26 protein-coding genes are annotated in these 25,284 nt (G+C 63.9%); 9 read left to right on the forward strand and 17 right to left on the reverse strand.

Annotated elements, in window-relative coordinates:
- The first annotated feature begins 113 nt into the window (after window positions 1-113).
- Together CUJ90_RS23300 and CUJ90_RS23305 are read left to right on the forward strand one after the other, a co-directional pair.
- Window positions 114-599 (forward strand): GNAT family N-acetyltransferase, encoded by a 486-nt coding sequence (locus CUJ90_RS23300; RefSeq protein ID WP_073429720.1) that lies wholly within the window; start codon window positions 114-116, stop codon window positions 597-599.
- 58 nt (window positions 600-657) lie between these two features.
- On the forward strand, window positions 658-987 hold the full coding sequence (locus CUJ90_RS23305) for a low molecular weight protein tyrosine phosphatase family protein (RefSeq protein ID WP_114164017.1): 330 nt from the start codon (window positions 658-660) through the stop codon (window positions 985-987).
- A gap of 21 nt (window positions 988-1,008) precedes the next feature.
- Here the strand turns inward: CUJ90_RS23305 and CUJ90_RS23310 are convergent, their stop codons facing one another.
- From CUJ90_RS23310 to pdxR, 3 genes are all read right to left on the reverse strand, one after another.
- On the reverse strand, window positions 1,009-1,587 hold the full coding sequence (locus tag CUJ90_RS23310; RefSeq protein WP_114164018.1) for a flavin reductase family protein: 579 nt from the start codon (window positions 1,585-1,587) through the stop codon (window positions 1,009-1,011).
- 170 nt (window positions 1,588-1,757) lie between these two features.
- Entirely contained in the window at window positions 1,758-2,090 is a 333-nt protein-coding gene (locus tag CUJ90_RS23315) for a hypothetical protein (protein WP_073429740.1), read from the reverse strand.
- A gap of 222 nt (window positions 2,091-2,312) precedes the next feature.
- Window positions 2,313-3,785 (reverse strand): MocR-like pyridoxine biosynthesis transcription factor PdxR, encoded by a 1,473-nt coding sequence (gene pdxR / locus CUJ90_RS23320; RefSeq protein ID WP_114164019.1) that lies wholly within the window; start codon window positions 3,783-3,785, stop codon window positions 2,313-2,315.
- A 101-nt stretch (window positions 3,786-3,886) separates the two neighbouring features.
- On the opposite strand from pdxR, the gene CUJ90_RS23325 reads away from it, so the two are divergent.
- Entirely contained in the window at window positions 3,887-4,612 is a 726-nt protein-coding gene (locus CUJ90_RS23325) for a GNAT family N-acetyltransferase (RefSeq protein ID WP_114164020.1), read from the forward strand.
- A gap of 108 nt (window positions 4,613-4,720) precedes the next feature.
- Here the strand turns inward: CUJ90_RS23325 and CUJ90_RS23330 are convergent, their stop codons facing one another.
- Complete coding sequence (locus tag CUJ90_RS23330; protein ID WP_114164021.1) at window positions 4,721-5,254, reverse strand: GNAT family N-acetyltransferase; 534 nt, start codon at window positions 5,252-5,254, stop codon at window positions 4,721-4,723.
- Between the two features lie 246 nt (window positions 5,255-5,500).
- Between CUJ90_RS23330 and CUJ90_RS23335 the strand changes: the two genes are divergently transcribed.
- Both CUJ90_RS23335 and CUJ90_RS23340 read left to right on the forward strand, forming a co-directional pair.
- A complete protein-coding gene (locus tag CUJ90_RS23335) occupies window positions 5,501-6,079 on the forward strand; it encodes a DUF4337 domain-containing protein (protein WP_073429715.1) in 579 nt (192 codons plus the stop codon).
- A gap of 74 nt (window positions 6,080-6,153) precedes the next feature.
- Window positions 6,154-6,771 (forward strand): LysE family translocator, encoded by a 618-nt coding sequence (locus CUJ90_RS23340; protein ID WP_114164022.1) that lies wholly within the window; start codon window positions 6,154-6,156, stop codon window positions 6,769-6,771.
- 13 nt (window positions 6,772-6,784) lie between these two features.
- Here the strand turns inward: CUJ90_RS23340 and CUJ90_RS23345 are convergent, their stop codons facing one another.
- From CUJ90_RS23345 to CUJ90_RS23370, 6 genes are all read right to left on the reverse strand, one after another.
- Window positions 6,785-8,059, reverse strand: a complete 1,275-nt coding sequence (locus CUJ90_RS23345) for an RNA polymerase sigma factor (RefSeq protein ID WP_073429713.1) — start codon at window positions 8,057-8,059, stop codon at window positions 6,785-6,787.
- 4 nt (window positions 8,060-8,063) lie between these two features.
- Window positions 8,064-8,471 (reverse strand): VOC family protein, encoded by a 408-nt coding sequence (locus CUJ90_RS23350; protein ID WP_073429739.1) that lies wholly within the window; start codon window positions 8,469-8,471, stop codon window positions 8,064-8,066.
- Between the two features lie 96 nt (window positions 8,472-8,567).
- Complete coding sequence (locus tag CUJ90_RS23355) at window positions 8,568-8,981, reverse strand: YciI family protein (RefSeq protein WP_083081949.1); 414 nt, start codon at window positions 8,979-8,981, stop codon at window positions 8,568-8,570.
- A 148-nt stretch (window positions 8,982-9,129) separates the two neighbouring features.
- Entirely contained in the window at window positions 9,130-9,483 is a 354-nt protein-coding gene (locus CUJ90_RS23360; RefSeq protein WP_083081947.1) for a YciI family protein, read from the reverse strand.
- Between the two features lie 305 nt (window positions 9,484-9,788).
- Window positions 9,789-10,262: a hypothetical protein gene (locus CUJ90_RS23365; protein WP_073429710.1), complete on the reverse strand. Its 474-nt coding sequence runs from the start codon at window positions 10,260-10,262 to the stop codon at window positions 9,789-9,791.
- Between the two features lie 819 nt (window positions 10,263-11,081).
- Complete coding sequence (locus tag CUJ90_RS23370) at window positions 11,082-11,354, reverse strand: DUF1488 family protein (protein ID WP_083083025.1); 273 nt, start codon at window positions 11,352-11,354, stop codon at window positions 11,082-11,084.
- Between the two features lie 442 nt (window positions 11,355-11,796).
- On the opposite strand from CUJ90_RS23370, the gene CUJ90_RS23375 reads away from it, so the two are divergent.
- Together CUJ90_RS23375 and CUJ90_RS23380 are read left to right on the forward strand one after the other, a co-directional pair.
- Window positions 11,797-12,282, forward strand: coding sequence for a GNAT family N-acetyltransferase (locus CUJ90_RS23375; RefSeq protein WP_114164683.1), 486 nt, complete (start codon window positions 11,797-11,799; stop codon window positions 12,280-12,282).
- A gap of 37 nt (window positions 12,283-12,319) precedes the next feature.
- Window positions 12,320-12,670, forward strand: a complete 351-nt coding sequence (locus CUJ90_RS23380; protein ID WP_114164023.1) for a DOPA 4,5-dioxygenase family protein — start codon at window positions 12,320-12,322, stop codon at window positions 12,668-12,670.
- Between the two features lie 55 nt (window positions 12,671-12,725).
- Here the strand turns inward: CUJ90_RS23380 and CUJ90_RS23385 are convergent, their stop codons facing one another.
- The 5 genes from CUJ90_RS23385 to CUJ90_RS23405 all read right to left on the reverse strand — a co-directional run bounded on the left by CUJ90_RS23385 (window position 12,726) and on the right by CUJ90_RS23405 (window position 20,563).
- Entirely contained in the window at window positions 12,726-13,037 is a 312-nt protein-coding gene (locus CUJ90_RS23385; RefSeq protein ID WP_083081942.1) for a high-potential iron-sulfur protein, read from the reverse strand.
- A 107-nt stretch (window positions 13,038-13,144) separates the two neighbouring features.
- A complete protein-coding gene (locus CUJ90_RS23390) occupies window positions 13,145-13,945 on the reverse strand; it encodes an ROK family protein (protein WP_114164024.1) in 801 nt (266 codons plus the stop codon).
- 40 nt (window positions 13,946-13,985) lie between these two features.
- Entirely contained in the window at window positions 13,986-15,593 is a 1,608-nt protein-coding gene (gene zwf / locus CUJ90_RS23395; RefSeq protein ID WP_114164025.1) for a glucose-6-phosphate dehydrogenase, read from the reverse strand.
- Between the two features lie 78 nt (window positions 15,594-15,671).
- Window positions 15,672-18,491, reverse strand: coding sequence for an MGH1-like glycoside hydrolase domain-containing protein (locus CUJ90_RS23400; RefSeq protein WP_073429704.1), 2,820 nt, complete (start codon window positions 18,489-18,491; stop codon window positions 15,672-15,674).
- Window positions 18,492-18,562: 71 nt separating this feature from the next.
- The gene (locus CUJ90_RS23405; RefSeq protein WP_114164026.1) at window positions 18,563-20,563 is read right to left on the reverse strand and encodes an amylo-alpha-1,6-glucosidase; all 2,001 of its coding nucleotides are present in this window, start codon (window positions 20,561-20,563) and stop codon (window positions 18,563-18,565) included.
- Window positions 20,564-20,774: 211 nt separating this feature from the next.
- Here CUJ90_RS23405 and CUJ90_RS23410 point away from each other — a divergent pair, with 211 nt between their 5' ends.
- Entirely contained in the window at window positions 20,775-21,095 is a 321-nt protein-coding gene (locus CUJ90_RS23410) for a hypothetical protein (RefSeq protein WP_114164027.1), read from the forward strand.
- Between the two features lie 67 nt (window positions 21,096-21,162).
- Window positions 21,163-23,295: a phosphocholine-specific phospholipase C gene (locus CUJ90_RS23415; protein WP_114164028.1), complete on the forward strand. Its 2,133-nt coding sequence runs from the start codon at window positions 21,163-21,165 to the stop codon at window positions 23,293-23,295.
- A gap of 33 nt (window positions 23,296-23,328) precedes the next feature.
- Here the strand turns inward: CUJ90_RS23415 and CUJ90_RS23420 are convergent, their stop codons facing one another.
- Complete coding sequence (locus CUJ90_RS23420; RefSeq protein WP_114164029.1) at window positions 23,329-24,444, reverse strand: succinylglutamate desuccinylase/aspartoacylase family protein; 1,116 nt, start codon at window positions 24,442-24,444, stop codon at window positions 23,329-23,331.
- Between the two features lie 45 nt (window positions 24,445-24,489).
- Window positions 24,490-25,257 (reverse strand): transporter substrate-binding domain-containing protein, encoded by a 768-nt coding sequence (locus CUJ90_RS23425; protein WP_083081929.1) that lies wholly within the window; start codon window positions 25,255-25,257, stop codon window positions 24,490-24,492.
- Window positions 25,258-25,284: the final 27 nt, after the last annotated feature.

The following is a 25,284-nucleotide window of genomic DNA, read 5'->3' on the forward strand; positions in this document are numbered from 1 at the left end:
CGGCAGTCCGCTCGCCAGTACAGCAGGATAAACGATACGATGCATCTCTGATCCGAAGCCGTCGCGTTTCCGCCAAACTTCGATTCACCGTTTAACCCGATTGAGCATCTACCTTGACTATTCACATCCGCCCCGCTCACGCATCCGACGCCGCGCTGATTCTGCGCTTCATCACCGAACTCGCGGTCTACGAGAAAGCCGAGCATGAAGTCGTCGCAACCGTTCGAGACATCGAGGCCAGTCTGTTCTCCGCAAGTTCAAGCGCCAAGGCTTTGATCTGCGAGATGAACGGCGAGCCGATCGGCTTTTGCGTCTACTTCTTCTCCTATTCGACGTGGCTCGGCAAGCAAGGGCTTTATCTGGAAGACCTGTACGTGTCGCCGACATCGCGCGGCAGCGGCGCGGGCAAACAGATGTTGCGCCACCTCGCCCGCATTGCCTGCGACACCGGCTGCGGCCGCTTCGAATGGAGCGTGCTGGACTGGAACGAGCCGGCAATCGGCTTCTATGAATCGATCGGCGCGAGCGCGCAAAGCGAATGGGTGCGTTACCGGTTGGCGGGGGACGCGCTCAAGGCGTTTGCCGCGGGTGACGCATGAGCGAGGCTCGCGTCCGAACGGATGCATGGCCGCATGGCCGCTCGATCGGTAATCGCCCGTGATACACGCCCTTTTTATCTGCGGCAAGAACCGTCTGCGCAGCCCGACGGCCGAGCAGGTGTTCGCCAGTTGGCCCAACGTCGAGACCGATTCGGCCGGTCTCGGCGCGGACGCCGACGTCGCGCTTTCCTCCGAGCAGGTTCGCTGGGCCGACATTGTCTTCGTGATGGAAAAAGCGCATCGCGCGAGGCTGTCCGCGAAATTCCGCGCATGCGTGAACGGCAAGAAAGTCGTTTGCCTCGACATTCCCGACGACTACGCCTTCATGCAGCCCGAACTTGTCGCCCTGCTGGAACAGAAAGCCGGCAAATTTCTCCGGCGGAAATAGTCCGGACGCGCCGCCCATCGATCATCGCCCCGCTCCCACCGGCTCCGCCTCGAACGCATCGCCGGTGGCAAAAAACGTCCCGCCGGCCACGTAATGGCATGTGCGCAGATCGGGATCGTCGCCGAAATGCCAGCGGTTGTTCGAATACACGCGACTGTCCGCATACGCGGCCACCACTTCGCCGATGATCAGGTCGTGCCGCTGGCTATCGTCCGGAATCACCTTGCATTCCATCCACGTGATGCAGCCGGCCAGCATCGGCACGTCGATGTTTTGCGCGGGGAACGTTTCGAGGTCGAAGGCCGAGAACTTGTCGAGTTCCGCGCCGGCGTTCGTGCCCACCGCCAGCGTTTGCGCAGCGAATCCGCGGCTCGGCAATTGCAGCCCGAACACGCCGCTCGCCTCGATCAGTTGCCGCGTGAGCGTGCGGCTGTCCACCACGACGACTACCTTCGGCGGATTGAAATCGAGCGGCATCGCCCACGATGCCGCCATCACGTTCGCGCGGCCGCCGTGCGCGCTGGTAATGATCGTGACCGGTCCATGATTCAGCAACTGCGTCGCCCGCGACAACGCCACGGGTTCTCGTGAGACTTTCATACGTCGTTTCCGCTTCAAAGGGATGAAGGCGATTGTAGCGAGGCTGCGCGAAGCGGGTGCGGGTGAGCGAGGGCGCCCAGGCGCTCGAGCGGAAAGTCGGGCAATCAAGGCAGGGATTCAAAACGAAGATGCAGGGCGGCAGCCGGGAAGCGCCGCCGCCCAGGCGCGCATCAATGTGGCGCTTTACCGTTGGGTACGGCGTCCAGCGGTTTGTGCTGTTCCTCGCCCAGGCCGGGGAAGAAAGCGTTCCAGGCAGCGCGTACGCCTTGAGCCGCGGTGGCCTCGGCCTGGACCGACTGCGATTCGCCGTCGGCTGCCTCCGAGGGATCGGCGGTCAGGCCGCGCCAGTGCGTGAACGTCAGCAATGGCTTCTCGGTCCATGCGCCGTCGCCAAACTTCGCAAATGCCGTGTCCCCGCTCGTCAGTTGCACCTCGTACCAGCCTTCGCGGACGGGCGTGTGGTCGGCAAGCTCAAACCAGGGGGTCGGTTCGATTTCCTTCATGTCGTCTCCGGTCGGATAAATCGTCATAGATAACCACAACAAAGGCATTCTTCATACTCACGCGACCACGGCCCGAGCGGCGCGCGGCATGTCCGCGCGAAGTTGTGCAGTGCGGTGCGTCGAGTATGACCTGCGGGCGATCCGTCCACGTCGCGCATTTCAGGATAGCCGCGCATAAACGACACGATAGCGCGACATGGGCCACGCGGACAAACGCAAAACTTATCGGCCGCGCCGAGCGATCAATGACAACGTGCGGATGGCCGGCGCCAGTTGTTCGGCGGGCGTATTGCCGTAGCCGATCACCAGCCCGTTGGTCTGCGCGCGCGGCCGCAACGCGAAACCGGACAGCGCGCGCGGGTTGAGCCCCTGGGCGAGCGCGCGTTCAGCCAGCGACCGATCGGCGATCCGCGGCGGCAAACACAGCGTCAGATGCATGCCGCACTCGCCGCCCAGAATGGAAGCCGGCGCGAAATGCGCGGTGAGGGCGTCGCGCAACGCCTGCTGGCGCTCCCGATACAGCCGCCGCATGCGCCCGAGGTGCCGCCCGAACTCGCCGCTTTCGATGAAATGCGCGAGCGCCAGTTGCTCCAGACGATGCCCGCCGCGCAGCATCTCGTGCAGCGCGACGGCCGCGCGCTCCGCGATCGCGCGCGGCAGCACCACGAAGCCGATGCGCAGCGCCGGAAACATCGTCTTGCTGAACGAGCCGACGTAGAGAACCGGCGCGTCGTCGACCAGTCCCTGCATGCTGGCGATCGGCTCGCCGGTGTGCCGGAACTCGCCGTCGTAGTCGTCCTCGATCAGCCAGGCGCCGCTGCGGCGCGCCTGCGCGATCAAGTCCAGCCGCCGCGCCACCGACAACACCGCGCCCGTCGGATACTGGTGCGCCGGCGACGTGTAAATCAGCTTCGGCGGATGCGCGGCCCATGCTTTGGGCGGCACGACGATGCCTTCCGCGTCGACCGGCATCGGCAGCGTCGTGAGATCGCCCAGATTGAAGGCGGCCTTCGCGCCGCGATAGCCGGGATCCTCGACCCAGGCGACGTCGCCGGGATTGGTGAAAAGCCGCACGCACAGGCTCAACGCCTCCTGCGCGCCCTCGGTGATCACCACCTGCGAGCCCTCGCAGCGCACGCCGCGCGCCATCCGCAGATGCGCGGCGATCGCGTCGCGCAACGCCGGTTCGCCCGCCGGCGTGCCGTAGCCGAGCGCCTGGGGCAACGCGCGCTCCATCGAACGTTCCTGCGCGCGCCGCCACGCGGACAGCGGAAAGCGGTCCAGCGCGGGCGTGCCGGGCGTGAGAGGAAGGCTGTTGTCGGCCGGGGCGTGCGCCGCCGCGAACTGCCCGACTCGCGCCGCGTAAGTCGCCTCGTAGGCGGCGGGGTTGGCGGACGGTTCGCCGCGCGCAGCGGGGCTCGACAGCGGACTGACGCGGGTGCCTTTCTTGTCGGCCACGACATAGCCGACCGCGGCCAGATGCTCGTAAGCGATCACTACCGTGTTGCGCGAGACGCCCATTTCGGTCGCCAGCAAGCGCGACGAAGGCAGCAGCGAACCAGCCGGCAAACGCCCGGCGAGAATCGCCTGCTGCAAACGCTCGATCAACTGCTTTTGCAGCGGTGCGGTTTTTTCGGCGCTGCGAGCACGATTCGCGGCGGCTGGATTGGCGAGCGGGCCAATGATCTCGATCATCGCGGCTGGACCCATCAAATATGTTTGTCTTGGATCTTTTTAACATACCACGTTTGCCGTATCGTTCTTCGTAAGCTAACGACCCGCTTTGGAGAGTAGAGATGGAACCCAGACGTAACGCGTTCGAACAACCCATCGGCACACCCGTGCCGGACTGGAACGGCGCCGGGGCGCCCGGCCGCGAGCCGCTCGCGGGCCGCTATTGCCGGATCGAACCGGTGAACGTCGAGCGCCACGCCGCGGACCTGCACGACGCCTACCGTTCGGCGGCCGATGGCCGGGACTGGACGTATCTGACGATCGGCCCGTTCGACAGCCTCGACGCGTATCGCGAGTATCTGACGCGCGCCGCCGCTTCGGCCGATCCGCTGCACTATGCGGTGATCGATCTGGCGACCGGCAAGGCGGTCGGCACGCTGGCGCTGATGCGCATCGATCGCGCGAACGGCGTGATCGAAGTCGGCCACGTGATTTATTCGCCGCGTCTGAAGCGCACGCGCATCGCCACCGAAGCGATGTTTCTGCTGATGAAGCACGTGTTTGACGAACTCGGCTATCGGCGCTTCGAATGGAAGTGCGATTCGCTGAACGGTCCGTCGCGGGCCGCCGCGTTGCGCTACGGCTTCACGTTCGAAGGCATCTTTCGCCAGGCGATCGTGTATCGCGAACGCAATCGCGACACCGCGTGGTTTTCGATCATCGATAGCGAATGGCCGGCGCTGCGTTCGAGCTACACGCGCTGGCTGGATGCGGGCAACTTCGATGCGGAGGGCCAGCAGGTCGAGCGGCTGGTGGATCTGATCGCGCAGCAGCGGGCGGCAAGTTAGCGAAGGCGATCGATAAGCGCTCGCGAGTTGGATGCATCGAGCCGTCGACCGGATTGCAACGAGGCGCTCAACCGCCGACGCGCCCACCGCCCACCGCGCGCCACCGGCTCAAGCCGCGTCTGCCGCGCGACGCAGCACGATGGTCGGCTTGCCTTTGTAGGTGGTGCGAAGGTGCTCGCGATAGCCGCACTTGTCGGCGACGCGCAGCGAAGGCTGATTGTCCGGCGCGACGATACAGGCCGTTTCAGCGCCGGGCCAGTGCGTGTCGGCCCAACGCAAGGCGGCGCGCACGGCTTCGGTCGCGTAGCCGCGGCCATGCGCCGCCGGGTCCAGGGCCCAGCCGATTTCAGGCGTGCCCAACGAAGGTTCGATCTCGCGGTGATAGTCGGCGAAGCCGACCTCGCCGAGAAACCGGCCGCTCTGCGTCTCGCGCACCACCCAGTAGCCGTAACCCAGCATCGCCCAATGTCCGGCGTAACGCAGCAGACGCGCCCAGACTTCCTCGCGCGTGAACGGTTTGCCGCCGATATAGCGGATCACCTCGGGATCGGACCACATCGCATAGCTATCGAGGAAATCGTCACGGGTGTGCGGACGCAGGGTCAGGCGGTCGGTGGTGAGGTGGGTGGAGTGAGTGGACATTTGAAGGGCGAAGGTGCGGGAACGCCTGAAAGTTAAGGAGCGTTGAGAGTGCGAGCGATGATCGCAGATTTTGTGCGCGTATGCCCAGCGGCCCCAACCCAACGCCTTCCCCCTCCCCCCTCGCCACACGCTAAGATTGAGGCCCGCCGGCCCCGCAACCCGCGCATCGCAGCGCGGCTTGCACGCATGTCGCCAGCACGCGCGCCGCCCGCACATCAAAAGAAAAGCCCTGCCTCGGAGAATCGGATGTCTGAAGAATATGAAGTCCACGGTCCGCACGACCATGCCGTTCAGCACGCCGGCCATCATGACGCGGACCCCTTTGCGGGCCGCATGGCCGTGATAACGGCGGTCCTCGCGACGATCGGCGCGCTGTGCGCCTATCAGAGCGGCAACAGCGAAAACCTGGCGCTGTACTACAAGAACGAAGCCGCCATCAAGAAGACCGAAGCGTCGAACCAATGGAATTACTACCAGGCCAAGGGCGAAAAGCAGAACCTCGCCGAACTCGGCGAGGCGCTCTCGCCCGGCAACACCGATGCCCACGCGAAGTTCGCCGCGGATGTCGACAAGTACAAGCAGCAGAAAGAACCGATCCGCGCGAAGGCCGAGGCGATCGAAAAGGAAGTGCTGGACAACGACGCCAAGAGTGAAGCCCTTCTGCACGGCCATCATCGCTGGGCGCAGGCCACGACGTTGATCCAGGTCGCGATCGCCCTTTGCGCGATCACCTTGCTGACTCGCAAGAGATGGCTGCGCAATCTGTCGTTCGTGGTGGCGACGGCCGGCGTGGTAATGGGCGCGGTGGCGTTTTTCTCGGCTTGATTCGATGCAACAACGGCTAGCGGACGTATCCTCGGATTGCGCCGCGCCGTACTGTCCGCGATAAGGAGTGGTGTGTGATCGATAGCTCTGCCGTTCTAGGCGTTTTCTCCGTATATGTGGCCGGTGTCGTGATCCCCGGGCCGAACTTCGTCGCCGTTGCGCACAAGGCCGCGTCGGCCACGCGCGTCGAAGCGCTCGCGATGGTCGCCGGCATCGTGCTGGTCAACCTGCTCTGGGCAAGCTGCGCGATTCTCGGTGTCGGCATCGTATTCACCGCGTTTCCGTGGCTCGCGTTGGTCGTGAAAGTGGCAGGCGCGGCTTATCTGATCTGGTTCGGCGGCCGGCTGATCGTCAACGCGTCGGCGGGCAAGCCGGCGCAAAGCGTGAAGGCGTCGGCGGGCGGCTTCCGGCAGGCCTTCGCGCAAGGTTTCGCGACCAACATCGCGAATCCGAAGTCGATGGCGTTCTTCGCCGCCGTGTTCTCTTCGGCCGCGCCGGCGCATGTGAGCGTGGGAACCTTTGCCGCGATGCTCGGCATGGTGGGCGTCGTCGCGAGCAGTTGGTATGGATTCGTCGCGCTGACGTTGTCGCACGCACGCATCGCAACGGCGTACCGGCGCTGCAAGGCGTGGATCGATCGCGTGTGCGGCGGCCTGATCGTCGCGCTGGGCGTGCGTCAGTTGATTCGCTAGCGGCTCATACGATTCAATGCGCACCGCCGCGCGCACGTTCGAGCAGCAACTCGCGCTCGCGCGCATTGCGCGTCATCGTGGCCGCGCGTTCGAATTCGGCGCGCGCCTCTTCCGTGCGCCCCAGTTTCGCCAGCAGATCGCCGCGCACGCTCGGCAGCCAGTGATAGTTGGCGAGCGCGGGATCGGCGGCGAGCGCGTCGACGATCTCCAGACCGGCAGCCGGCCCGAACGCCATGCCCACCGCCACCGCCCGATTCAGTTCGACCACCGGCGACGGCGCCACCTGGGCCAGCGCGTCGTAGAGCGCGACGATCTGCGCCCAGTCGGTGTCGTCGGCGCGGCGCGCGCGCGCGTGACACGCGGCCAGCGCCGCCTGCAACGCATAGGGACCGCTCGCGCCGCCGAGCGCGTGCGCGGCGTCGAGCGCGGCCAGTCCGCGGCGAATCAGAAGCGGATCCCAGCGGCTGCGATCCTGATCGAGCAGCAGCACCGGACGGCCCTCGGCATCGGTGCGCGCATGCGTGCGCGACGCCTGAATCTCCATCAACGCGACGAGGCCATGCACTTCGCTTTCGTCGGGCACGAGACCGCTCAACACCCGCCCAAGCCGCAGCGCTTCCTCGCATAGCGCGGGACGCATCCAGTCGTCGCCGGCGGTGGCCGAATAACCTTCGTTGAAAATCAGGTAGATCACCTGCAGCACCGACGCGAGCCGCGGCGCGCGCGCGTCGGCCTGCGGCACCTCGAACGGCACCTTGGCCGCCGACAGCGTGCGCTTGGCCCGCACGATGCGCTGCGCGATGGTCGGCTCGGGCACGAGAAACGCCCGCGCGATTTCGTCGGTGGTGAGGCCGCCGAGCAGCCGCAGCGTCAGCGCGACGCGCGCGTCGGTGGACAACACCGGGTGACACGCGGTGAACACCAGCCGCAGCAGATCGTCGCCGATATCGTCGGCACGCGCGGCATCGAGGGCATCGACGAAATCGGGCACGAGGTGAGCCTCCAGCGCGTCGAGATCGTGGCCCAATTCTTCGCGCTTGCGGGCATGCAGCGCTTCCTGCCGCCAGCGGTCGAGCGCACGGTTTTTCGCGGTCGCCATTAGCCATGCTCCCGGATTGTCGGGCACGCCGGCCTCCGGCCAATGCTCGAGCGCGGCCACCAGCGCGTCTTGCGCCAGCTCCTCGGCGAGCCCGACGTCGCGCACGATCCGCGCGACGTGGGCAATGACCTTGGCGGATTCGATCCGCCAGACGGCCTCGATGGCACGATGGGTGGCCGGTATCGTCACGAGTTCAGCCCGCCGCCTGGGCGTTCGGGTCCATGTAGATCAGCTCCCAGACGTGACCGTCGATGTCCTCGAAGCCGTGGCCGTACATGAAGCCGTAGTCCTGCGGCGCGCGGGGCGCCGTGCCGCCCGCGGCGAGCGCCCTCGCGACCAGCGCATCCACCTCGCCCCGGCTTTCGCATGACAGGCCCACCAGCACCTCGGTGCTTTCCTTCGGGTGGCAAAGCGCCTTATGCGTAAACGACTTGAACAGCGCCTTGACGAGCAGCATCGCGTAGAGGTTCTCGCCGAGGATCAGGCACGCCGCCTGGTCGTTGGTGAATCGCGGCTCGAAGCTGAAACCGATCGCGCTGAAGAAGGCCTTCGACCGTTCGAGATTGTCGACGGCGAGATTGACGTAAATCTGCTTGTGCATGGTGAGCATCCGTTGGTCAGGTGGTGCTGCGCGGCGACCGCGCGTTTGGGCAGGTGCCGCCGCGCATGCGGCGCGGCGTTCGGATCGACGCGCGGCTCAGCGCCTGGCCGCTTCCAGTTCGCGGAATCGCTCGACTTGCGGGCCGGGTTCGAAGTCGTCGAGTTGAAATAGCTGGCGCACTTCGATTTCGCCCTCGGCCTGCTCACCGAAGGGCGCCGGAAAGCGCCGCGCCCATTCCATCGCTTCCTCGCGCGAGCGGACCTGAATCAATGTGTAGCCGGCGATCAGTTCCTTCGTTTCCGCGAACGGACCTTCCACCACGGTCTGCTTGCCGCCGCTGTAGTGAACGCGCCAGCCCTTCGAACTCGGTTGCAAGCCGGTGGCGTCGAGCAGCACGCCGGCCCTGGCCAGTTCTTCGTGATAGGTCGCCATCGCGGCCAGCAGCGCTTCGTCGGGCATGTCGCCGGCTTCACTGGCGGCCGTCGCCTTGACCAGGATCATGAATCGCATCCCCGTTACTCCTTTTCGTGGTGAGAGGGAGAGCCGTGCAGCCTTGCTGGCTCCTTACTCACACGACGAGCGATGCACGACCGGATCGACACCCCTAGCGACGCGCCAGGGAAAACCCCCGGTCAATGCCAACGGATGCGCCTATCGCTTATGCGAAACAAGGTCCGAGCTTGCGAACCTCGACGGTGCACCACGACGCCGCCGGACAGGCTTGCGCGATCGCCACGGCTTCGTCACGGCTTTCGCAATCGAGCAGGAAGAAACCGCCGATCATTTCCTTGGCTTCGGCAAACGGGCCGTCGAGCAGTTTCGGCTGGCCGTTGCGCACCTGCACGCGCACGGCGTCTTTCGTCGAGGTGAGCGATTCGACGGCGAGCAGTTTGCCGCGTTCTTTCAGGTCGGCGGCGAAACGCACCATCTGGTCGTAGACTTCGCGCCCAGCGGCTTCGCCGCGCTCGATGCGTTGATGCGGGGGTTCGACGATGAGCAGCATGTAAGACATGGCGTCTCCGATTGATCGCGCCGCGGACGTGAACGCCCGGTACGCGTATGAACGCAAACAACGCGCTTGCGGTAGGTAGGGTGAGGCAGTCTAGCAAGCGCGGATCACTCCGGCAAACGCTGCCCGACGCCGGCGTGGCGGTCGATTGGGATCTTTACGGAGACTCGTCGTCTCCGCGCGGCACGAGAGGCTTTTTTGCGTCGATCGCCGGTTTTCGCTGCACGGCGCGAAGCCGCTGCAATGCAAAAACGCCCCATGCGGGGCGTTTTCGTTGGCGCAGTATCGGAGCGAGACTGCCGTACCGATCAGACCGCCGCTTCGGCGATCGCCCGCATCTGCGCGGAGCGCATCAAGCCTTCGATCATTCGCGCTTCGGCGCTCGCAATCTCACTCAATGATGCGACGGACAATTGCCCGTCCAGAATCGCCAGCGCCGCGCACAGGCGGGCGTATTCGTCGTCCTCGACGGTCCACGCGCCGTCGCGATGCTCGCGGGCGTCGACCTGAACCATCGCGGCATGCGCGCTTTCGATGTCGGCCAGCAAGTCCTCGCCGAGCCCAAGCCGCGCAAGCTCTTGCGAGACCAGCAAATGCCGGCTCAACGTCGTGTGGAGCGTCCGCGAGCCGTGGCTGTGCCGGAACGCGTCGAGCGCGCTATAGGCCTGCAGGACCATCGCCGTGGTGACCGGCTCGTGTGCGGTGCGGCTAAAGGTCAGCGCGCGCAACAGCGGGGACATGGCCGACTGGCTGTGCTTGCGGACTCGCGACTTACTGGACATATCGTTCAACCTCCTTCGCTGACTTTCAGCTTGACCACCGAATTCTGCACGACTTCGGCGATAAGCGCCGCCGAAACGCCGGCGGCTTGACAGGGCTCGACTGCGAGACCGTGTCGCCATCATGGCAAGCAACTATTAAGGCCGGCTTAAACGTCGGAGGAGTGGTTCAAACGAAAAAGAGACCCTGTTCCCGCGAGAGAACAGGGCCGGACAGGATGGAAGGGTCGTGCATGCGCGTGGATGCCTGCCGACCTGTCACCACCGCAAACCAATCAAGCTGTTGCTACCTCAACTGCTGCTGCAAAAAGCGATTACCGACTGAACTGCTATTGCTGCTGTTGCTGCCGTGCTTGTTGTTCCTACTGCTACTGCAAAAGCGGGTGCTGCCTTGTACTGCGACTGCATCGCAGCCGGGTCCTTCGCCTTCAACTACGCCTGGCTGCAACCCCCTACTGATTCGCGCGCTTCTTGCGTGGATCGCGCGCCGTTTGCATTGCTTCTACTTCCTACTGCTTTACTGCCCTGCCGCATTCGACAACGCGGCACACTGCCATCAACGGTACGGTTCAAAACAACGCGGGGGGAGACCGCGTCGATGGGGCTCGGTGTTTTGTCGCTCCATGGAAAACAGTGTAGGCGAGGGCATGCGACGGCAATTGGTCGAAGCGAGGGGAATTGGCAGGCTAATTTGACGAATCGGCGTAACGCGGCGCTTTCATCCGATGTCAGAGGCGTGCGGGCCGGTTACGCCGTGGTGAGTGTGGTGAGTTAACTGGCGGACGGGCCGGTGCCGAGCGACGCTCGACCCGGCGAAAAACATCAACCTCGCGCGGCGAAGTCGCTGATCGTCAACAGGACTTTTTCGCCGGGCCGCGCCAGCATCTTTCGTTCGGCGACGGCGATGATGCGCTTGCGTCCGTCCGCGAAGGTCTTCAGTACGCGTTCCTCGCCGGCGTCGCGTTGCAGCCAGAAGTGCTGTTCCAGCGCCTCGCGCGTCACAGCGCATTCGAGCTCCCGCCCTCGCGCCGAAAGCTGGAAAATCACCGCGCGTCCGTCTGCCGAGACGCTAGGTTCAAGCTCGATAATCTCCATAGCCCACCTCGCAAAGTTCATTAAGCCATTCGCCGTGTTGAACGAACGACGCCGGAAGAAACTGAACGAAACGCCGGCCGCGCGGCGGTTCGCCGCCTGGCGCGAGCAGGCATCGAAATTGCGCACTCCCCGGTTCGCGGGTGAGACAAAAGCAAAGCGCATGCCAATTTGCATACCAAGGCGCGGCGGGTCGCTGCGCCTGATGACGCCCACTGAGGCCGTACCTCGTCTCACAAGCTGCAAAGTCCGGCAGTGCCTGAGACGGCGCGCGCGGCGATATGCTGATCCGCATCGATAAGAGCATCGGTCGATGACATCGGCGTGTGCTTCGAGCAATGAAGTCGAGAGGCGACAACCTGACCGCGTGGTAAAAAAGCGCTGCTGGCTCGACAATTCACGCCAATTTTTACTGACCGTCGCCCTCGCCGGAAACGTTACCGACATGTCCGATCACGAACCCGCCCTCACCCTGCGCCCGGCGCTGAGCGCCGACGAGGCCTTTCTGTTCGACCTGCGCAAGGCGACCATGACCGAACACCTCGCACGCGCCGGCGACGCTTCGGACGACGCCGAACATCGCGCGCGCGTGCTGCATCGTTACGACACAGCGCGCGTGATCTGCATCGACGGCGCGCCGGCCGGCTTGCTCAAAGCACACCGCACCGACACCGAGTGGGTCGTCGTGCAATTGCAAATCTCGCCTGAACACCAAGGGCGCGGCATCGGCGAACGCGTGCTGCATACCGTCCTGCAAGCCGCGCAGATGGAAGCGCTGCCGGTCACGCTGAACGTGCTCAAAGGCAATCCCGCGAAGCGCCTGTACGAGCGCCTGGGCTTCGAAACCATCGGCGAAGATGACAGACAGTTTCACATGAGGCGTGCGCCGCGCGCGTCGGCGGAAAACCGAAGCAGAATAAATGGCGGATAAAGACTGCCCCGACGCGTCGAACCCAACGGACTTTGTTATGACCTTTCGCGACACCTCAGTAATTGCCAACTGGCACGCTCACGTTTATTTCGATTCGAGCAGCCGCGACGCCGCGTGGGCCTTTCGCGAGCAAATCGAAGCGCGTTGGAACGGCAAGCTGCAAATGGGCCGTTTCCACGAACGGCCTGTCGGACCGCATCCCATGTGGTCGTATCAGCTCGCGTTCGCGCACGAGCAGTTCGCCGAACTGGTCGGCTGGCTCGCGTTGAATCACGGCGCGCTGGATGTTTTCCTGCATCCGAATACCGGCGACGCCTTGCGCGATCATCGCGACGCCGCGGTATGGATCGGCCATTCGCACGAACTGGCGCTGGGCGCGTTGCGCTGAAGCGCGCCGAATCCGCGCGCGCCCGCAGCGCGTGTTCAATCAACGAACGCGCCGCTCACATATTCGTATACGAACCGCACCAGCCGCGCGCGGCCACCTGCTTGTCGCCGAACAGCGTGCAGCCGCCGTAGGCGTCGGTGGCTTTGCCCTGGAACAGCGAGCAATTGCCGCAGGTTTGCCCGGCGGCATAGCCGGGGAATTTCGCTTTATCGACCTTCGACGCATCTTCTTTATAGCCGACGGCTTGCGCCTTCGGATCGGCTTCGCTGAGCGCGTTGGCGGTGTCGGCGAACGCGGCGCGCGACAGCACGAGCGATGAGCCCACGCCCACGCTCAGCAGCAGGAAATGACGGCGCGATGTTTTCATTGTTGATCCGTTGGAAAGTGGGGTGCCCGTCGACGGCAAACGTTTAGACCGAGCGCTTTATTCCGTCGACATGTTCTTATTCCGCCAGGTGCCGCTTGTGGACCCGGTCATTTGAAACGCCCGATCCGTTCATTCGCCTCGGGCAATTGCCGCGTTTCGCGCACGGACTTCGGATGCCATAGCCGCGCGCCGCCCTGAATACCCGCATCGTTCGAAACGGTTGCGACGTTGGCCGGCAACTCGATCGTGAGACGCGCCGCGTTGCCGCCGCCGATCCACAACCTGTCGTAATTCACCAGCGAGTTCAGTATGCCGATCACCTTCTGCACGCGCCGGTTCCAGCGCTTATTCCCCACCTGTTCACGCGCGGCCTCGCCGATGTACTCGTCGTATGCGACGCCCTTCCTGCTCACCGGATGATGCGCAAGCTCCAGGTGCGGCATCAGCTCGCCGTCGCGAAAGAGCGCGGTGCCCGCGCCCGTGCCGAGCGTCAGCACGAATTCGATGCCGTGGCCTTCGATCACGGCAAAGCCCTGCATCTCGGCGTCGTTGATCATGCGAACCGGCAAACCGCCCAGGCGTTGCGCCAACGCATCCGCGAGCGGAATGTCGTGCCAGCCCTCGACGCCGAAGTGCGGCGCCGTGAGAATGCGGTTGTTACGCACCACGCCGGGAAAACCGATCGACATCAGCGAAGGCGGCGCCTGTTTGATGAGCGGCTCGACCAGTTTCGCCAGCGCATCCACCAACTGATCCGGCGTGCACGGATGCGGCGTCGCCACGCGCACGCGCTCGGTTTGCATCTGACCGTCCGCACCGATGATCGCGGCTTTCAGGCCGCTGCCGCCAACGTCGATCGCGAGAATCCGCTCGGTGCTGTCTTTTACTTTCGCCCTACGTGTCGCCACGGTGTCCCCCGGTTGTGTCGTATTGAAGCGTTGGATCGCGTCACTTCTTCTCGATTGCGTTCTTTTTCAATGGCCGCCATGCATGGCCGTTGCGCGCCAGCAGCGCATCCGCCTGCGCGGGTCCGTCGCTACCGGCCGCATAACCGTGCACCGCAAGCGCGCCGCCGGTTTTCGGATGCAGCACGTCGTCCACCGCGCACCAGGTCGTTTCGATGCTGTCCGCACGCTGGAACAACGTCTCGTCGCCGAGCATGCAGTCGTACAGCAAGGTTTCATAACCGACGTTGGCACGTTCCGCGAAGAAGTCGCCGTAATCGAACGACGACTGCACCGCGCCGATCCGCATCACCGGCCCCGGCGTTTTCACGTTGAAGTCGAAGCTCGTGCCGTGCGCCGGATCGATGCGCAAGGTCAGCACGTTCGGCGTCAATGCGTCGACGGGTGTGTCGCGGAACAGGCGGAACGGCACGGGTTTCAATTGCACTGCAATCTCCGTGCGGCGCGCGGCGAGCCGCTTGCCGGTGCGCAGATAGAACGGCACGCCGGCCCAGCGCCAGTTCTCGATGAACACGCGGGCCGCCGCGTAGGTTTCGGTCGTGCTGTTCGGCGCGACGTCCGGCTCCTCGCGGTAACCGATGCCCGCCGGGCCGTTTTCGTATTGACCGAACACGACGTCGTCCGGCTTCAGCGGCTGGATCGCGTCGAAGATCTCGGCCTTCTTGTCGCGTACGGCTTCGGCGTCGAACGAATTGGGCGGTTCCATCGCGACCATGCCGAGCAACTGGAACAGATGGTTCGGCACCATGTCGCGAAACGCGCCGGTCTGCTCGTAGAACTTGCCGCGCCCTTCCACGCCGAGGGTCTCGGCCGCGCTGATCTGCACGTTGTCGATGTACTCGCGCCGCCACATCGGCTCGAACAGCGCATTCGCGAAGCGCACGGCGAGAATGCTCTGCACGGTGTCCTTGCCGAGAAAGTGATCGATGCGATACACCTGCGATTCCCTCGCATACGACAGAATGTGCGCGTTCAGATCGCGCGCCGAGGCGAGATCGGTGCCGAACGGTTTCTCGATCACGATGCGGCGAAAGCCGCCGCTCGCGCCCTCGCCTTCTTTCAGCAAGCCCGCCTGGCCGAGATGCTCGACGATCGGTTCGAAGAAGCGCGAGCCGACCGCGAGATAGAAGATCACGTTGCCGCCCGGCGTTTGATCGAGCTTCTGCTTGAGCTTCGCAAACGTCTCGTCCGATTCGAATTCGCCGGCCATGTAGTCGAGGCGTTGCGCGACCCAGTCCCACGCTGTGTCGTCGAGCTTGCCGGCGTGGAAGGTGCTCGCTTTGTCCGCCGCGAACTGCCGCAGCGACGCGTGCAAATCGTCGCGCCACTTGCTCGTCTCACGCGCGCCATGATTCACGCCGACGATTTTCATGCCGCCGTCGAGCAGGCCGTCCACCGCGAGGTTGTACAGCGCGGGCATCAGGAGCCGTTTCGTCAGATCGCCGGCCGCGCCGAAGATCACCAGCGTGCAAGGCGGCGCGGGCCGCTTGCCGGCCGGCGAGGCGGGCGCATCGTGCGCCCGCGCGCTGATCTTGCAACTAAGTTCGCGGCCGGGGCTATCGGATGGCGGGGTATTCGGTGTAGTCGACATGGGATTCACGTTCGAAAAGCAATGAAAAGAACCTGGCGATACAGGAAAGACCGCGCCTAACCCGGCCGCAGCCGGCGTTCAGGTGCGCAGCCGGGCACGCCATACAGGCGCCGATGCGGAAGCCAGGACCGGCTCACGTTCGGGCTCCGGTTCCGGCATGGCCGGCGTGGGCGCGGTCGGAATCGGCGCGCGCTCCGGTTCGCCCGCCAGCGGCACATTGCCCGACGCGGCCATGGCGCGCGGTTGCAGCAACAATGCAACGAGCCCGCTCCACCCGGTTTGATGCGAAGCGCCCACGCCGCGCCCGTTGTCGCCGTGGAAATACTCGTGGAACAGAATCAGATCGCGCGACCGGGGGTCGGCTTGCAACAGCGGATACGCGCCCATCACCGGACGCTCGCCGTCCCTGTTCTTGAGGAACAGCGTGGTGGCACGGCGCGCCAGTTCGTCGGCGATCTCGCTGAGCGAGAACTTTTGCCCCGAGCCGGTTGGATACTCGACGCGAAACTCGTCGCCGTAATAGCGGTGAAATTCGTATAGCGATTCGATCAGCAGATAGTTCACCGGCATCCACACCGGACCGCGCCAGTTCGAGTTGCCGCCGAACACGCGCGTATCCGATTCGGCCGGCAGATACTTGACGCAAAAGCTGTTGCCGTTGTGGTTGAACACGAACGGATGGTCGCGATGGAATCGCGAGAGCGCGCGCACGCCGTGGTCGGAGAGGAATTCGCTTTCGTCGAGCGCCCGGCGCAGCAAAGCTTTCATGCGATGCCCGCGCAATACCGAGAGCAGCAGCGCATTGCCCTTGCCCGGCTCGTTCCAGCGCGAGACCAGCTTCGCCAGATCGGGGCGATGTTCGAGGAACCAGACGAGCCGCTCGCGCAGACACGGCAAGTGGCCATGCAAGCGTTCTTCAAGCACGTGCACGGCGAAGAGCGGAATCAGACCGACGATCGAGCGCACGCGCATCGGCACGCTGCTGCCGTCGGGCAGGCGCAGCTTGTCGTAGAAGAATTCGTCCTCGCTGTCCCACAGGCCCGTATCGCAGCCGTCGTCGCAACTCACGGCTTCGGCGATATACAGGAAGTGCTCAAAGAACTTCACGCCGATATCGACGAACACGTGATTCGCATACGCGAGTTCGAGCGCGATGCGCATCAGGTCGAGCGCGTAGGCGGCCATCCACGCGGTGCCGTCGGCCTGATCGATGTGGCCGCCGGTCGGCAAAGGCGAAGAGCGGTCGAAGATGCCGACGTTGTCCAGCCCGAGAAAGCCGCCCTGAAAAATATTGCGGCCGTCGGCGTCCTTGCGGTTTACCCACCACGAGAAATTCAGCAGGAGCTTGTGAAAGACCAGTTCCAGAAAATCGCGATCCGCCTTGCCCGTGAGCGCGCGGTCGATCTCGTAGACACGCCACGCGGCCCACGCATGCACGGGCGGATTGGCGTCGCTGAGCGCCCATTCGTAGGCGGGCAACTGGCCGTTGGGGTGCTGATAGCGGTCTTTCACCAGCAGCAGCAACTGACGCTTCGCAAACGCCGGATCGATCAGCGCGAAAGCGGCCGCATGAAACGCCAGGTCCCACGATGCGTACCACGGGTATTCCCACTTGTCCGGCATCGACACGATGTCCGCATTGCACAGGTGCCGCCAGTCCGCATTGCGGCCGTGTTTGCGCGAGGCGGCCGGCTTGGGTTGCAGCGGATCGCCGTCCAGCCAGCGCTGCACGTCGTACTGGTAGTACTGCTTGGACCACAGCATGCCGGCGAGCGCCTGACGCTGCACGAGACGCGCGTCGGGGTCGTGGATTTCGTGTTGCAGGGCGCCGTAGAATTCGTCGGCCTCGGCGATGCGGTGCGCGAACACCGCATCGGCGTCGAGTTGCGCGTCGCCCAGGTTGCCCTGCGGACACCAGCGCATGTACACCACGGCCCGCCCATGCGGCCCGAGTTCGATCGGCGCATGCGCCGCGGCCCGGGTGCCCGCGTCGCGGCGTATCGCCTGTTCGTCGCCGTGCACGAGGTAATCGTTGAAGCCGTCCTTGAACGGACCCGTGCCTTCCATGTTGAAAAGGCGCTTGACGTTGGTATCGTTCTCGCAGAACAGCCACGTGATGCGCGGCGCGTCTTTCGACCATGCCGTCACCACGATCGGGTCGTGGACGCGATGATGCCCGAGCACATGCGCTTCGCCGTTGTGATCCGTGCGGATGGCGAGCGACGGCTTCTCCTTGTTTTCCTTCCATGACCACGAATTGCGCGCCCAGATTTGCGGCAGCACGTCGAGCGAGGCCGCCTCGTCCGCGCGATTCTCGATCGTCACGCGCATCAGAATATCGTCGGGCGCATGTTTCGCGTATTCGACCTGCACGTCGAAATAACGCAAGTCGTCGAATACGCCGGTGTCGAGAATTTCATACTCCGGCATGTCGCCGCCGCGGCGCGCGTTTTCCTCGATCAGGTCCTGGTACGGAAACGCGGCGTGCGGGTACTTGTAGAGCATTCGCATGTACGAATGCGTGGGCGTGCCGTCGAGGTAGAAGTACAGCTCCTTCACGTCCTCGCCATGATTACCCTGCGCGTTGGTGAGGCCGAAAAGACGCTCTTTCAGAATCGGATCGCGGCGATTCCACAGCGCGAGCGACACGCACCAGCTCAGCGTGTCGTCACCGAAACCGGCGATGCCGTCCTCGCCCCAACGGTAGGCGCGGCTGCGCGCATGGTCGTGCGGAAAGTAATCCCAGGCGGTGCCGTCCGCGCTGTAATCCTCGCGCACGGTGCCCCACTGACGCTCGCTGAGATACGGTCCCCAGCGTTGCCAATGTGCACAGTCGGCCGAATGCAGGCGTGAACCCTCAACGGTGGCGAGCAGATTGGCGGCGCGAAGCGGTGGCATGACGACGTCCTTGCATCAGGCTTGCGGTGGGACTCACATCCTAGCGCGGTTTGCGTAACCTTGGGCTTCAACTAGGCAAGCAGCTTCTCCACGCGCAGCAACTCGCCGAGCGACCACGCCTGGAACGGCGTGCCGCCAGGCGCATGCGGAGCGTCGCCGCCGGCGATCTCCGAGAGATGATCGAGGCCGGCGTGGTCGAGATGCGCATGAAGCGGATCGAGAAAACGCGCCTTGGCTTCGGCGCGAGCGTCCGCCGCATTGCCGCGCACCCGCAGCCATGCTTCGACGAACGGGCCCAGCAGCCACGGCCACACGGTTCCTTGATGATAGGCGCCATCGCGCTCCAGCGGCGGACCGCCGTAATACGCGCGATAGGCGGGATCGGACGGCGCCAGCGTTCTCAGGCCAAGCGGCGTGAGCAGATGCGCCTCGACCTGGTCGAGCACCGCGCGCGCCGCCGCGCCTTCGAGCAACGGAAACGGCAGACCGCCCACGGCAAAAATCTGATTCGGGCGGATCGAGCGATCGACGCGGCCTTCAATGAAATCCACGTCGACGTTATCGAACAGCGCCTGCGTGGACGAATCGACGAAGCGCTCGCGAAACGCTTGCAACGCTCGCTCGGCGGGCGGCAGCCACAGCGGATTCCACGTTGCTGCAATGCGCAATGCGTTGATCCACAGCGCCTGTACTTCGACCGGTTTGCCGATGCGCGGCGTGACGACCCAGTCGCCGACCTTGGCATCCATCCACGTGAGTTGCATGCCGGGGACGCCGGCGTTCAACAGGCCATCGGCGGCGGAAGCCTGGATGTTGAAGCGCGTGCCGTTCGTATAGCCCACGAGGATGGCTTCGGCGGCTCGCTGCAGACGCGTTCGCGTAGCGGCGCTCGCGTGTCCCGTCGCCAGATAGTCGTGCAGGGCGACGATGAACCACAACGACGCATCCACCGAGTTGTATTCGGGCGCGTCGCCGTAGTCGGGAAAACGGTTCGGCAGCATGCCTTCCGATAGCGTGCCCGACCATTCGAGCAGGATCGCTTCGGCCTCGTCGAGTCGGCCCGATGCGATCAGCAAGCCGCGCATCGCGATGAACGTGTCGCGGCCCCAGTCGGTGAACCACGGAAAGCCGGCGAGGATCGTGCGGCCTTCGTTGCGCGTGACCACGTAGGCATCGGCGGAGCGTTGCAGCCGCGAGCCGAGTGCGCTGCGGCGTTGCTCCTCGATGCGCGCCAACTCCGCGGCATGCGCGGTTGGTGGTCGCGCGCCTGGCTGCGCTGTCGGCTCGGTGGCGGATGCGGCCGTGCATGCGGTCGTGACGCTCGGCGCGCTGAGGATCATCACCGCCTCGCTCGCCGCCAGATCGAAGCTGAATACGCCGGGCGTCGCGAGATCCTCGCTGAAGTCGAGGCCACGCTCGCGCTCGCGAACGTAGCAGAAGTTCCGATACCAATCGGGCGCGTGCGTGTAGACGCCGTTCGTGACTGCGCTGATCAGCGGCACGTCGCCGTAGGGTTGCCAACTCACGCATGCGTCGCCGTTGCTGATCCGCGCGTTGAAATTGAACGCGGGATTTTCGTGGTGCAACGCGTGATAGTCGCGGCCCGATAGCAACGGTCTCACTTTCAAGGTGAATGCGCGCATCGCGGGTAACGCCTGAACGCCGTTGATCGCGCCATCGAGCCGCCAACGCAACACCGTTTCGCACGTCGCCTTGGTCACGAATACCTCGGCGGTGAGCACCCTCTGCGTATCAAGCTGAAACCGCCACGTCGGCCACGGCACGGTGTCGAATTGAAGAAGGCTCGGCGCCAGGTCGGGATAGACCACGTCCGGCACATAGCGCTGCATGCTCAGCGGATAACGCGCGCCATCGGTTTCGAGCCACGCCTCCACGCCATTGACGAGCGCGATGCGCCCTCCCGGCGCTCGCGTCGCGGTGAGCAGCAACGCATGATAGCGGCGCGTGCGCAGCGTGCCGACCGTGCCCGATGCGAATCCGCCGAAGCCATCCGCTTCGAGCCATTCGTCTTCGAGACGCGTGATGTCGAAAGGTCTTTCGATGCGTGTCATGAATTTACCGGAATAGGCCAAGCCGTGATCTTTCGATACGCCAAAACGACCGGACATATGGCGCTGCGGTGAACATTGTCCTGCTGATCGCTTTCCATCGCCTTTCGAAGAACCGACGCATCGAACAAGTTTCACTGACTCTCAAACGTTTCACAAATATTTCTCGGAAGGATTAGAGACTGCATCCGCTTTCACGAAACCGGATGCGGACATGAGAAGAGACAAACGCCTCGCGAGTGCGCTGTTTATCGCGCTTGCAATGTATGCGTTGAGCGGCTGCGGCGCGGATGATTCGCCACCGGCTGCCACTGCTTCAACAACCTCGGCATCTTCGTCGCCCACGATTGCGAACAACAGCGATGTTGCGCAAAACGCGGGGACGTCATCCGCGGCGTCCACACCGCTCGCGGAGAACCCGTTCGCCGCTTCCGACGCAATCACGCAAAACATGCAAGCCAGTCTCGCCGCCGACAGCCGGCAAGTCGCGCCCGTGATGCGTTACGCACCAGGCGACAGCGCCGGCAGCAACTAACTCCCCAAGCCCATTCCCCCGGCGCGCGAGGCGCGCTATTCTTTCCCCCCGCAGAAGGTGATATTCGATGACATCAAATAGCCGTCGCCGTTTCCTGCAGACCGTGGCATCGTCCGCCGGCGCTGCCGCCGCGCTAACCGCGCTGCCCGAGTCGATTCGCAATGCGCTTGCCGTGCCCGCGTTTTCGCGCACGGGCACGATTCGCGACGTCGAGCACATCGTCGTGTTCATGCAGGAGAACCGGTCGTTCGACCACTACTTCGGCCACCTGCGCGGTGTGCGTGGCTACAACGACCGCTTCCCGATTCCGCTGCCGAACGGCAAGCCGGTGTGGTATCAGCCGTCGAAGGCCGACCCCACGAAGCCGGTGCTGCCGTTCCATCTGGATACGTCCACGACCAGCGCGCAATGCGTCGGCGATCTCGATCACTCCTGGTACAAGACCCATGCCGCGATCGGCGGCGGCCGCTACGACCAGTGGCCGGCCACCAAGACCGACATGACGATGGGCTATCACCTGCGCAGCGACATTCCATTCCACTACGCGCTGGCCGATGCCTTCACCGTCTGCGATGCTTACTTCTGCTCGCTGCCGGGACCGACGCACCCGAACCGTTCATATCTGATGACCGGCATGGTCGATCCGACCGGCACGCTGGGCGGTCCGCTGCTCGACAACAACGATTTCGTCGACGGCGACGGTCCGCCGAATTATCAGTTGCTCTCGTGGACCACGTACCCGGAACGCCTGCAAGCCGCGGGCATTTCGTGGCAGGTGTATCAGCAGGGTCTGACGGGCGCCGATCCGCTGAACGGCAACTACGGCACCAACGTCTTGCAGAACTTCACGAACTTCATCAACGCGCAGCCGGGCTCGCCTTTGTATGAGCGTGCGCAAACCGTTCGCACGATCGCCGATCTGAAGGCCGACGTGCTGGCGAACAAGCTGCCGCAAGTCTCGTGGCTGTGCCCGCCCGCCGCGTACTCGGAACACCCGAGCTATACGCCCGCGTATGGCGCGGAGTACACGTCGCAGGTGCTCGATGCGCTGACGTCGAATCCCGAGGTGTGGAGCAAGACCGTGCTGTTCATCATGTACGACGAGAACGACGGCTTCTTCGATCACCTCGTGCCGCCGCAACCGGCGACGACGCCCGCGCAAGGCAAATCGACGGTGAGCACCGAGGGCGAAATCCATAACGTGGTGAATCCCGCGCGCGGCGGCAGCTATACCGCCGACGGTTTGCCGTATGGCCTCGGACCACGTGTGCCGATGACCATCGTGTCGCCGTGGAGCAAGGGCGGTTTTGTATGCTCGCAGGTGTTCGATCATACGTCGGTGATTCGCTTCATCGAAACGCGGTTCGGTGTGGTTGAGCCGAACATCACGGCATGGCGCCGCGCGGTCTGCGGCGATCTGACGGCTGCATTCGATTTCCGCACGCCGGACTCCAAGGTGCCGCCGCTGCCGGACACGAGCAACTACAAGAGCATCGCCGACAATCAGTGCGCGACCCAGCCGAAGCCGACTGTACCCGCGGCGCCTGGCGCGATCGATCCGCAGGAAAGCGGGATTCGTTTCGCGCGCGCGTTGCCGTATGAGTTGCATGTGAACGGTCACGCGGATGTGAAGAAGAACACGTTCGAGATTTCGTTCGGCAATTCCGGCGACCAGGGCGCGCATTTCTACGTGTATGCGACGAATCGCACGGATGGTCCGTGGCGTTACACGGTCGAGGCGGGCAAGTCGCTCAAGGAAACGTTCGACCTGACTACGACGAATGGCGCCTATACCTTCGAAGTGTTCGGGCCGAATGGTTTCGTTCGGAAGTTCGCGGGCGACACGCAGAAGGCTGCGAGTTCTCGCGGCAACGACAAGCCGGCGCAGCCTGAGGTGAAGGTGCAATACGACGTGGCGAACGGCAACGTGTTTCTGAGTTTCAGCAACAAGGGCGGTGGCGTGGCTCGCTTGACGGTGACCGACAATGCTTACGGTGCGCGCGTGCGTCCGGTGCTGGTGCCGGCCGGCGCACATATCGAAGAGGCGTGGGTGCTGGCGTCGAGCCATCACTGGTACGACTTGACGGTGACGAATAACGACGACGCGAGTTTCTCGCGTCGCTTGGCGGGTCACGTCGAAAATGGGCGGCCGAGCATCAGCGATCCGGCTGCGGTCGCGCCGGTTCTGGTTACCGGTTAAGTCGCGTTGGGAGCGCTGGGGGACGCAAAACCTTCACGCTCCCAGCAAAACCCCCGTCCTGAACGGCCGCGTGCCCGTCACACGCCCCAGCGGCGCGCCGGCCGTCACGAACCGGATCGCCCGCCGCATATAAAACACGCCTTCGGTATTGCTCGACACCGTGGTTGTCTCATCGGTCAACGGATCGACGATATCGAACAAAGCCTGGCCGACGCGAATCCTGTCACCAATCTTCGCGCGATGAATCAGGATTCCGCTCACCGGCGCATAAAACTGCTCACTGCCGGCGAGCGGCGTCGCAGGCGTCGGCAGTTCGGGCAGCGGCTTCGCGTCGATCAGAATCGCCTTGCGCCACGCGAGATAATCGACAAGCGCGTCGGCATCTTCTTGCGCCGCTTCATAACAAACATCGCGCTGCCCGCGGCATTCAACCGTCACCGCAATCGTTCCAGTCGGCACCGGTTTATCCGCCGGCATGTCCTGCTGCAACTTCCACCACAACAAGCCATGCGTCTCATCGAACGACTCGCCGCCTGAGTTAGTGGCAAGCAGCGACGCTTGCGCGCCGAGATACCGGGCCAATGGTTCGAACTCAGGCCACGCTGCTTCGCTCGTATAGAGATGCATTGCCGCTTCCAGGGAACAATGCAAATCGATCACGACATCCGCGTCGAAAGAGAGCTTCAGCAAAGCCAATTGCAAGGACTCGAATTCAGTCAACGGCTTCTGTTCCGTCAACTCAGCCGCAATCAGTTCACGCACGATCCGCCGATTTTCTTCCGCGTCGGAACCGAGCACCTCCTTCGCCCGCGTCGCCAGTTTCGGGAACTGCATGAAGTGCCGATTGAAGTTCTTGCCGCTGCCTAAATCGAATCGTCCAAGAAATTGACCCAGCAGGTACTGGCCGAGTCCAACCGGATTCGCCACCGGCACCAGCACGATTTCCGCATTCAGCGCGCCCCGCTTTTCGAGTTCTAGCAATCGACGCTTGAGCAAAACAGTCGTCAGCATCGCGGGCGTTTCGTCGGCATGCAGCGACGACTGGATATAGATCTTCTGTCCGCTCCCAGCCGGACCGAAGTGAAACGACACCAGTTCGCGGTGCGTGCCGATAGCCGGCGACAAGAGCGGAATCGATTGCCTGTTCATGAGCGGATGATCTGAAGAAGATAGAAAGAGTAAGAAGCTAAACGATCAATTGCCGTAGGGATCGAAGTCGAAGTACTTCCTCGCGATCCGCGCATACGTGCCGTCCTTGAGCATCGAAGCGATCGCCGCGTTCATGGACGCCTGCACCGCGGTCTCATCCTTGCGCAAACCGATGCCCACGCCGCGGTCGCCCATCGAAAGCGGTTCGCCGACAAACGCAAAACCCTTGCCCGCCGGCGTGCGCAAAAAGCCGATGTCCGCTTCCACCGAACCGAGCAGCGCGCCGTCGAGCCGGCCATTGCGCAGGTCGGCGAATACTTCGTCCTGACTCTTATAGGCGACCACGTGCGCGCCGATCGGCGCCCAGTTTTTCAGCGCGTAGCCTTCGAACTGCGTGCCGGACTGCACGCCGATCTGCTTGCCGGCCAGCGCATTCAAGCCGCCCGCGAGCGCGGAACCCTCTCGGGCGATCAAGCGCGACTTGAATTGAAAGAGCTTCGACGAAAAGAGAATCTGTTGTTCGCGCTTCTCGGTGATCGCCATCGACGACAGAATCGCATCGATCTTGCGCGCCTGCAGCGCCGGAATCATCCCCGCGAATTCGAGTTCCACCCACTCACAACGCGCGTGGATGCGCCGGCAGATTTCGTTGCCGAGATCGACGTCGAAGCCTTTGAAGGTGCCGTCAGGCGCCTTGACGTCCATCGGCGGATAGCTCGGATCGATACCGAGGCGCAGCGTGTCGGGCTCGGCGGCAAACGCGCCGCCGCTAAAAATCAGCGCGGCGCTCAGGATCATCAGCGGAATTTTCATGGACGGGAAAAGTGGATGGGGTGGAGG

Origin of the sequence: Paraburkholderia terricola (genome assembly GCF_003330825.1) — a bacterium.
GTDB classification, from domain to species: Bacteria; Pseudomonadota; Gammaproteobacteria; order Burkholderiales; family Burkholderiaceae; genus Paraburkholderia; species Paraburkholderia terricola.

Excerpts from the sequence above, each read along its gene's own strand:
- CUJ90_RS23310 (WP_114164018.1), bottom strand. The coding sequence starts at position 1,587 with ATGAAAGTCTCACGAGAACCCGTGGCGTTGTCGCGGGCGACGCAGTTG.
- CUJ90_RS23315 (WP_073429740.1), bottom strand. The coding sequence starts at position 2,090 with ATGAAGGAAATCGAACCGACCCCCTGGTTTGAGCTTGCCGACCACACG.
- pdxR (WP_114164019.1), bottom strand. The coding sequence starts at position 3,785 with ATGATCGAGATCATTGGCCCGCTCGCCAATCCAGCCGCCGCGAATCGT.
- CUJ90_RS23325 (WP_114164020.1), top strand. The coding sequence starts at position 3,887 with ATGGAACCCAGACGTAACGCGTTCGAACAACCCATCGGCACACCCGTG.
- CUJ90_RS23330 (WP_114164021.1), bottom strand. The coding sequence starts at position 5,254 with ATGTCCACTCACTCCACCCACCTCACCACCGACCGCCTGACCCTGCGT.
- CUJ90_RS23335 (WP_073429715.1), top strand. The coding sequence starts at position 5,501 with ATGTCTGAAGAATATGAAGTCCACGGTCCGCACGACCATGCCGTTCAG.
- CUJ90_RS23350 (WP_073429739.1), bottom strand. The coding sequence starts at position 8,471 with ATGCACAAGCAGATTTACGTCAATCTCGCCGTCGACAATCTCGAACGG.
- CUJ90_RS23355 (WP_083081949.1), bottom strand. The coding sequence starts at position 8,981 with ATGCGATTCATGATCCTGGTCAAGGCGACGGCCGCCAGTGAAGCCGGC.
- CUJ90_RS23360 (WP_083081947.1), bottom strand. The coding sequence starts at position 9,483 with ATGTCTTACATGCTGCTCATCGTCGAACCCCCGCATCAACGCATCGAG.
- CUJ90_RS23365 (WP_073429710.1), bottom strand. The coding sequence starts at position 10,262 with ATGTCCAGTAAGTCGCGAGTCCGCAAGCACAGCCAGTCGGCCATGTCC.
- CUJ90_RS23370 (WP_083083025.1), bottom strand. The coding sequence starts at position 11,354 with ATGGAGATTATCGAGCTTGAACCTAGCGTCTCGGCAGACGGACGCGCG.
- CUJ90_RS23375 (WP_114164683.1), top strand. The coding sequence starts at position 11,797 with ATGTCCGATCACGAACCCGCCCTCACCCTGCGCCCGGCGCTGAGCGCC.
- CUJ90_RS23380 (WP_114164023.1), top strand. The coding sequence starts at position 12,320 with ATGACCTTTCGCGACACCTCAGTAATTGCCAACTGGCACGCTCACGTT.
- CUJ90_RS23385 (WP_083081942.1), bottom strand. The coding sequence starts at position 13,037 with ATGAAAACATCGCGCCGTCATTTCCTGCTGCTGAGCGTGGGCGTGGGC.
- zwf (WP_114164025.1), bottom strand. The coding sequence starts at position 15,593 with ATGTCGACTACACCGAATACCCCGCCATCCGATAGCCCCGGCCGCGAA.
- CUJ90_RS23400 (WP_073429704.1), bottom strand. The coding sequence starts at position 18,491 with ATGCCACCGCTTCGCGCCGCCAATCTGCTCGCCACCGTTGAGGGTTCA.
- CUJ90_RS23405 (WP_114164026.1), bottom strand. The coding sequence starts at position 20,563 with ATGACACGCATCGAAAGACCTTTCGACATCACGCGTCTCGAAGACGAA.
- CUJ90_RS23410 (WP_114164027.1), top strand. The coding sequence starts at position 20,775 with ATGAGAAGAGACAAACGCCTCGCGAGTGCGCTGTTTATCGCGCTTGCA.
- CUJ90_RS23415 (WP_114164028.1), top strand. The coding sequence starts at position 21,163 with ATGACATCAAATAGCCGTCGCCGTTTCCTGCAGACCGTGGCATCGTCC.
- CUJ90_RS23420 (WP_114164029.1), bottom strand. The coding sequence starts at position 24,444 with ATGAACAGGCAATCGATTCCGCTCTTGTCGCCGGCTATCGGCACGCAC.
- CUJ90_RS23425 (WP_083081929.1), bottom strand. The coding sequence starts at position 25,257 with ATGAAAATTCCGCTGATGATCCTGAGCGCCGCGCTGATTTTTAGCGGC.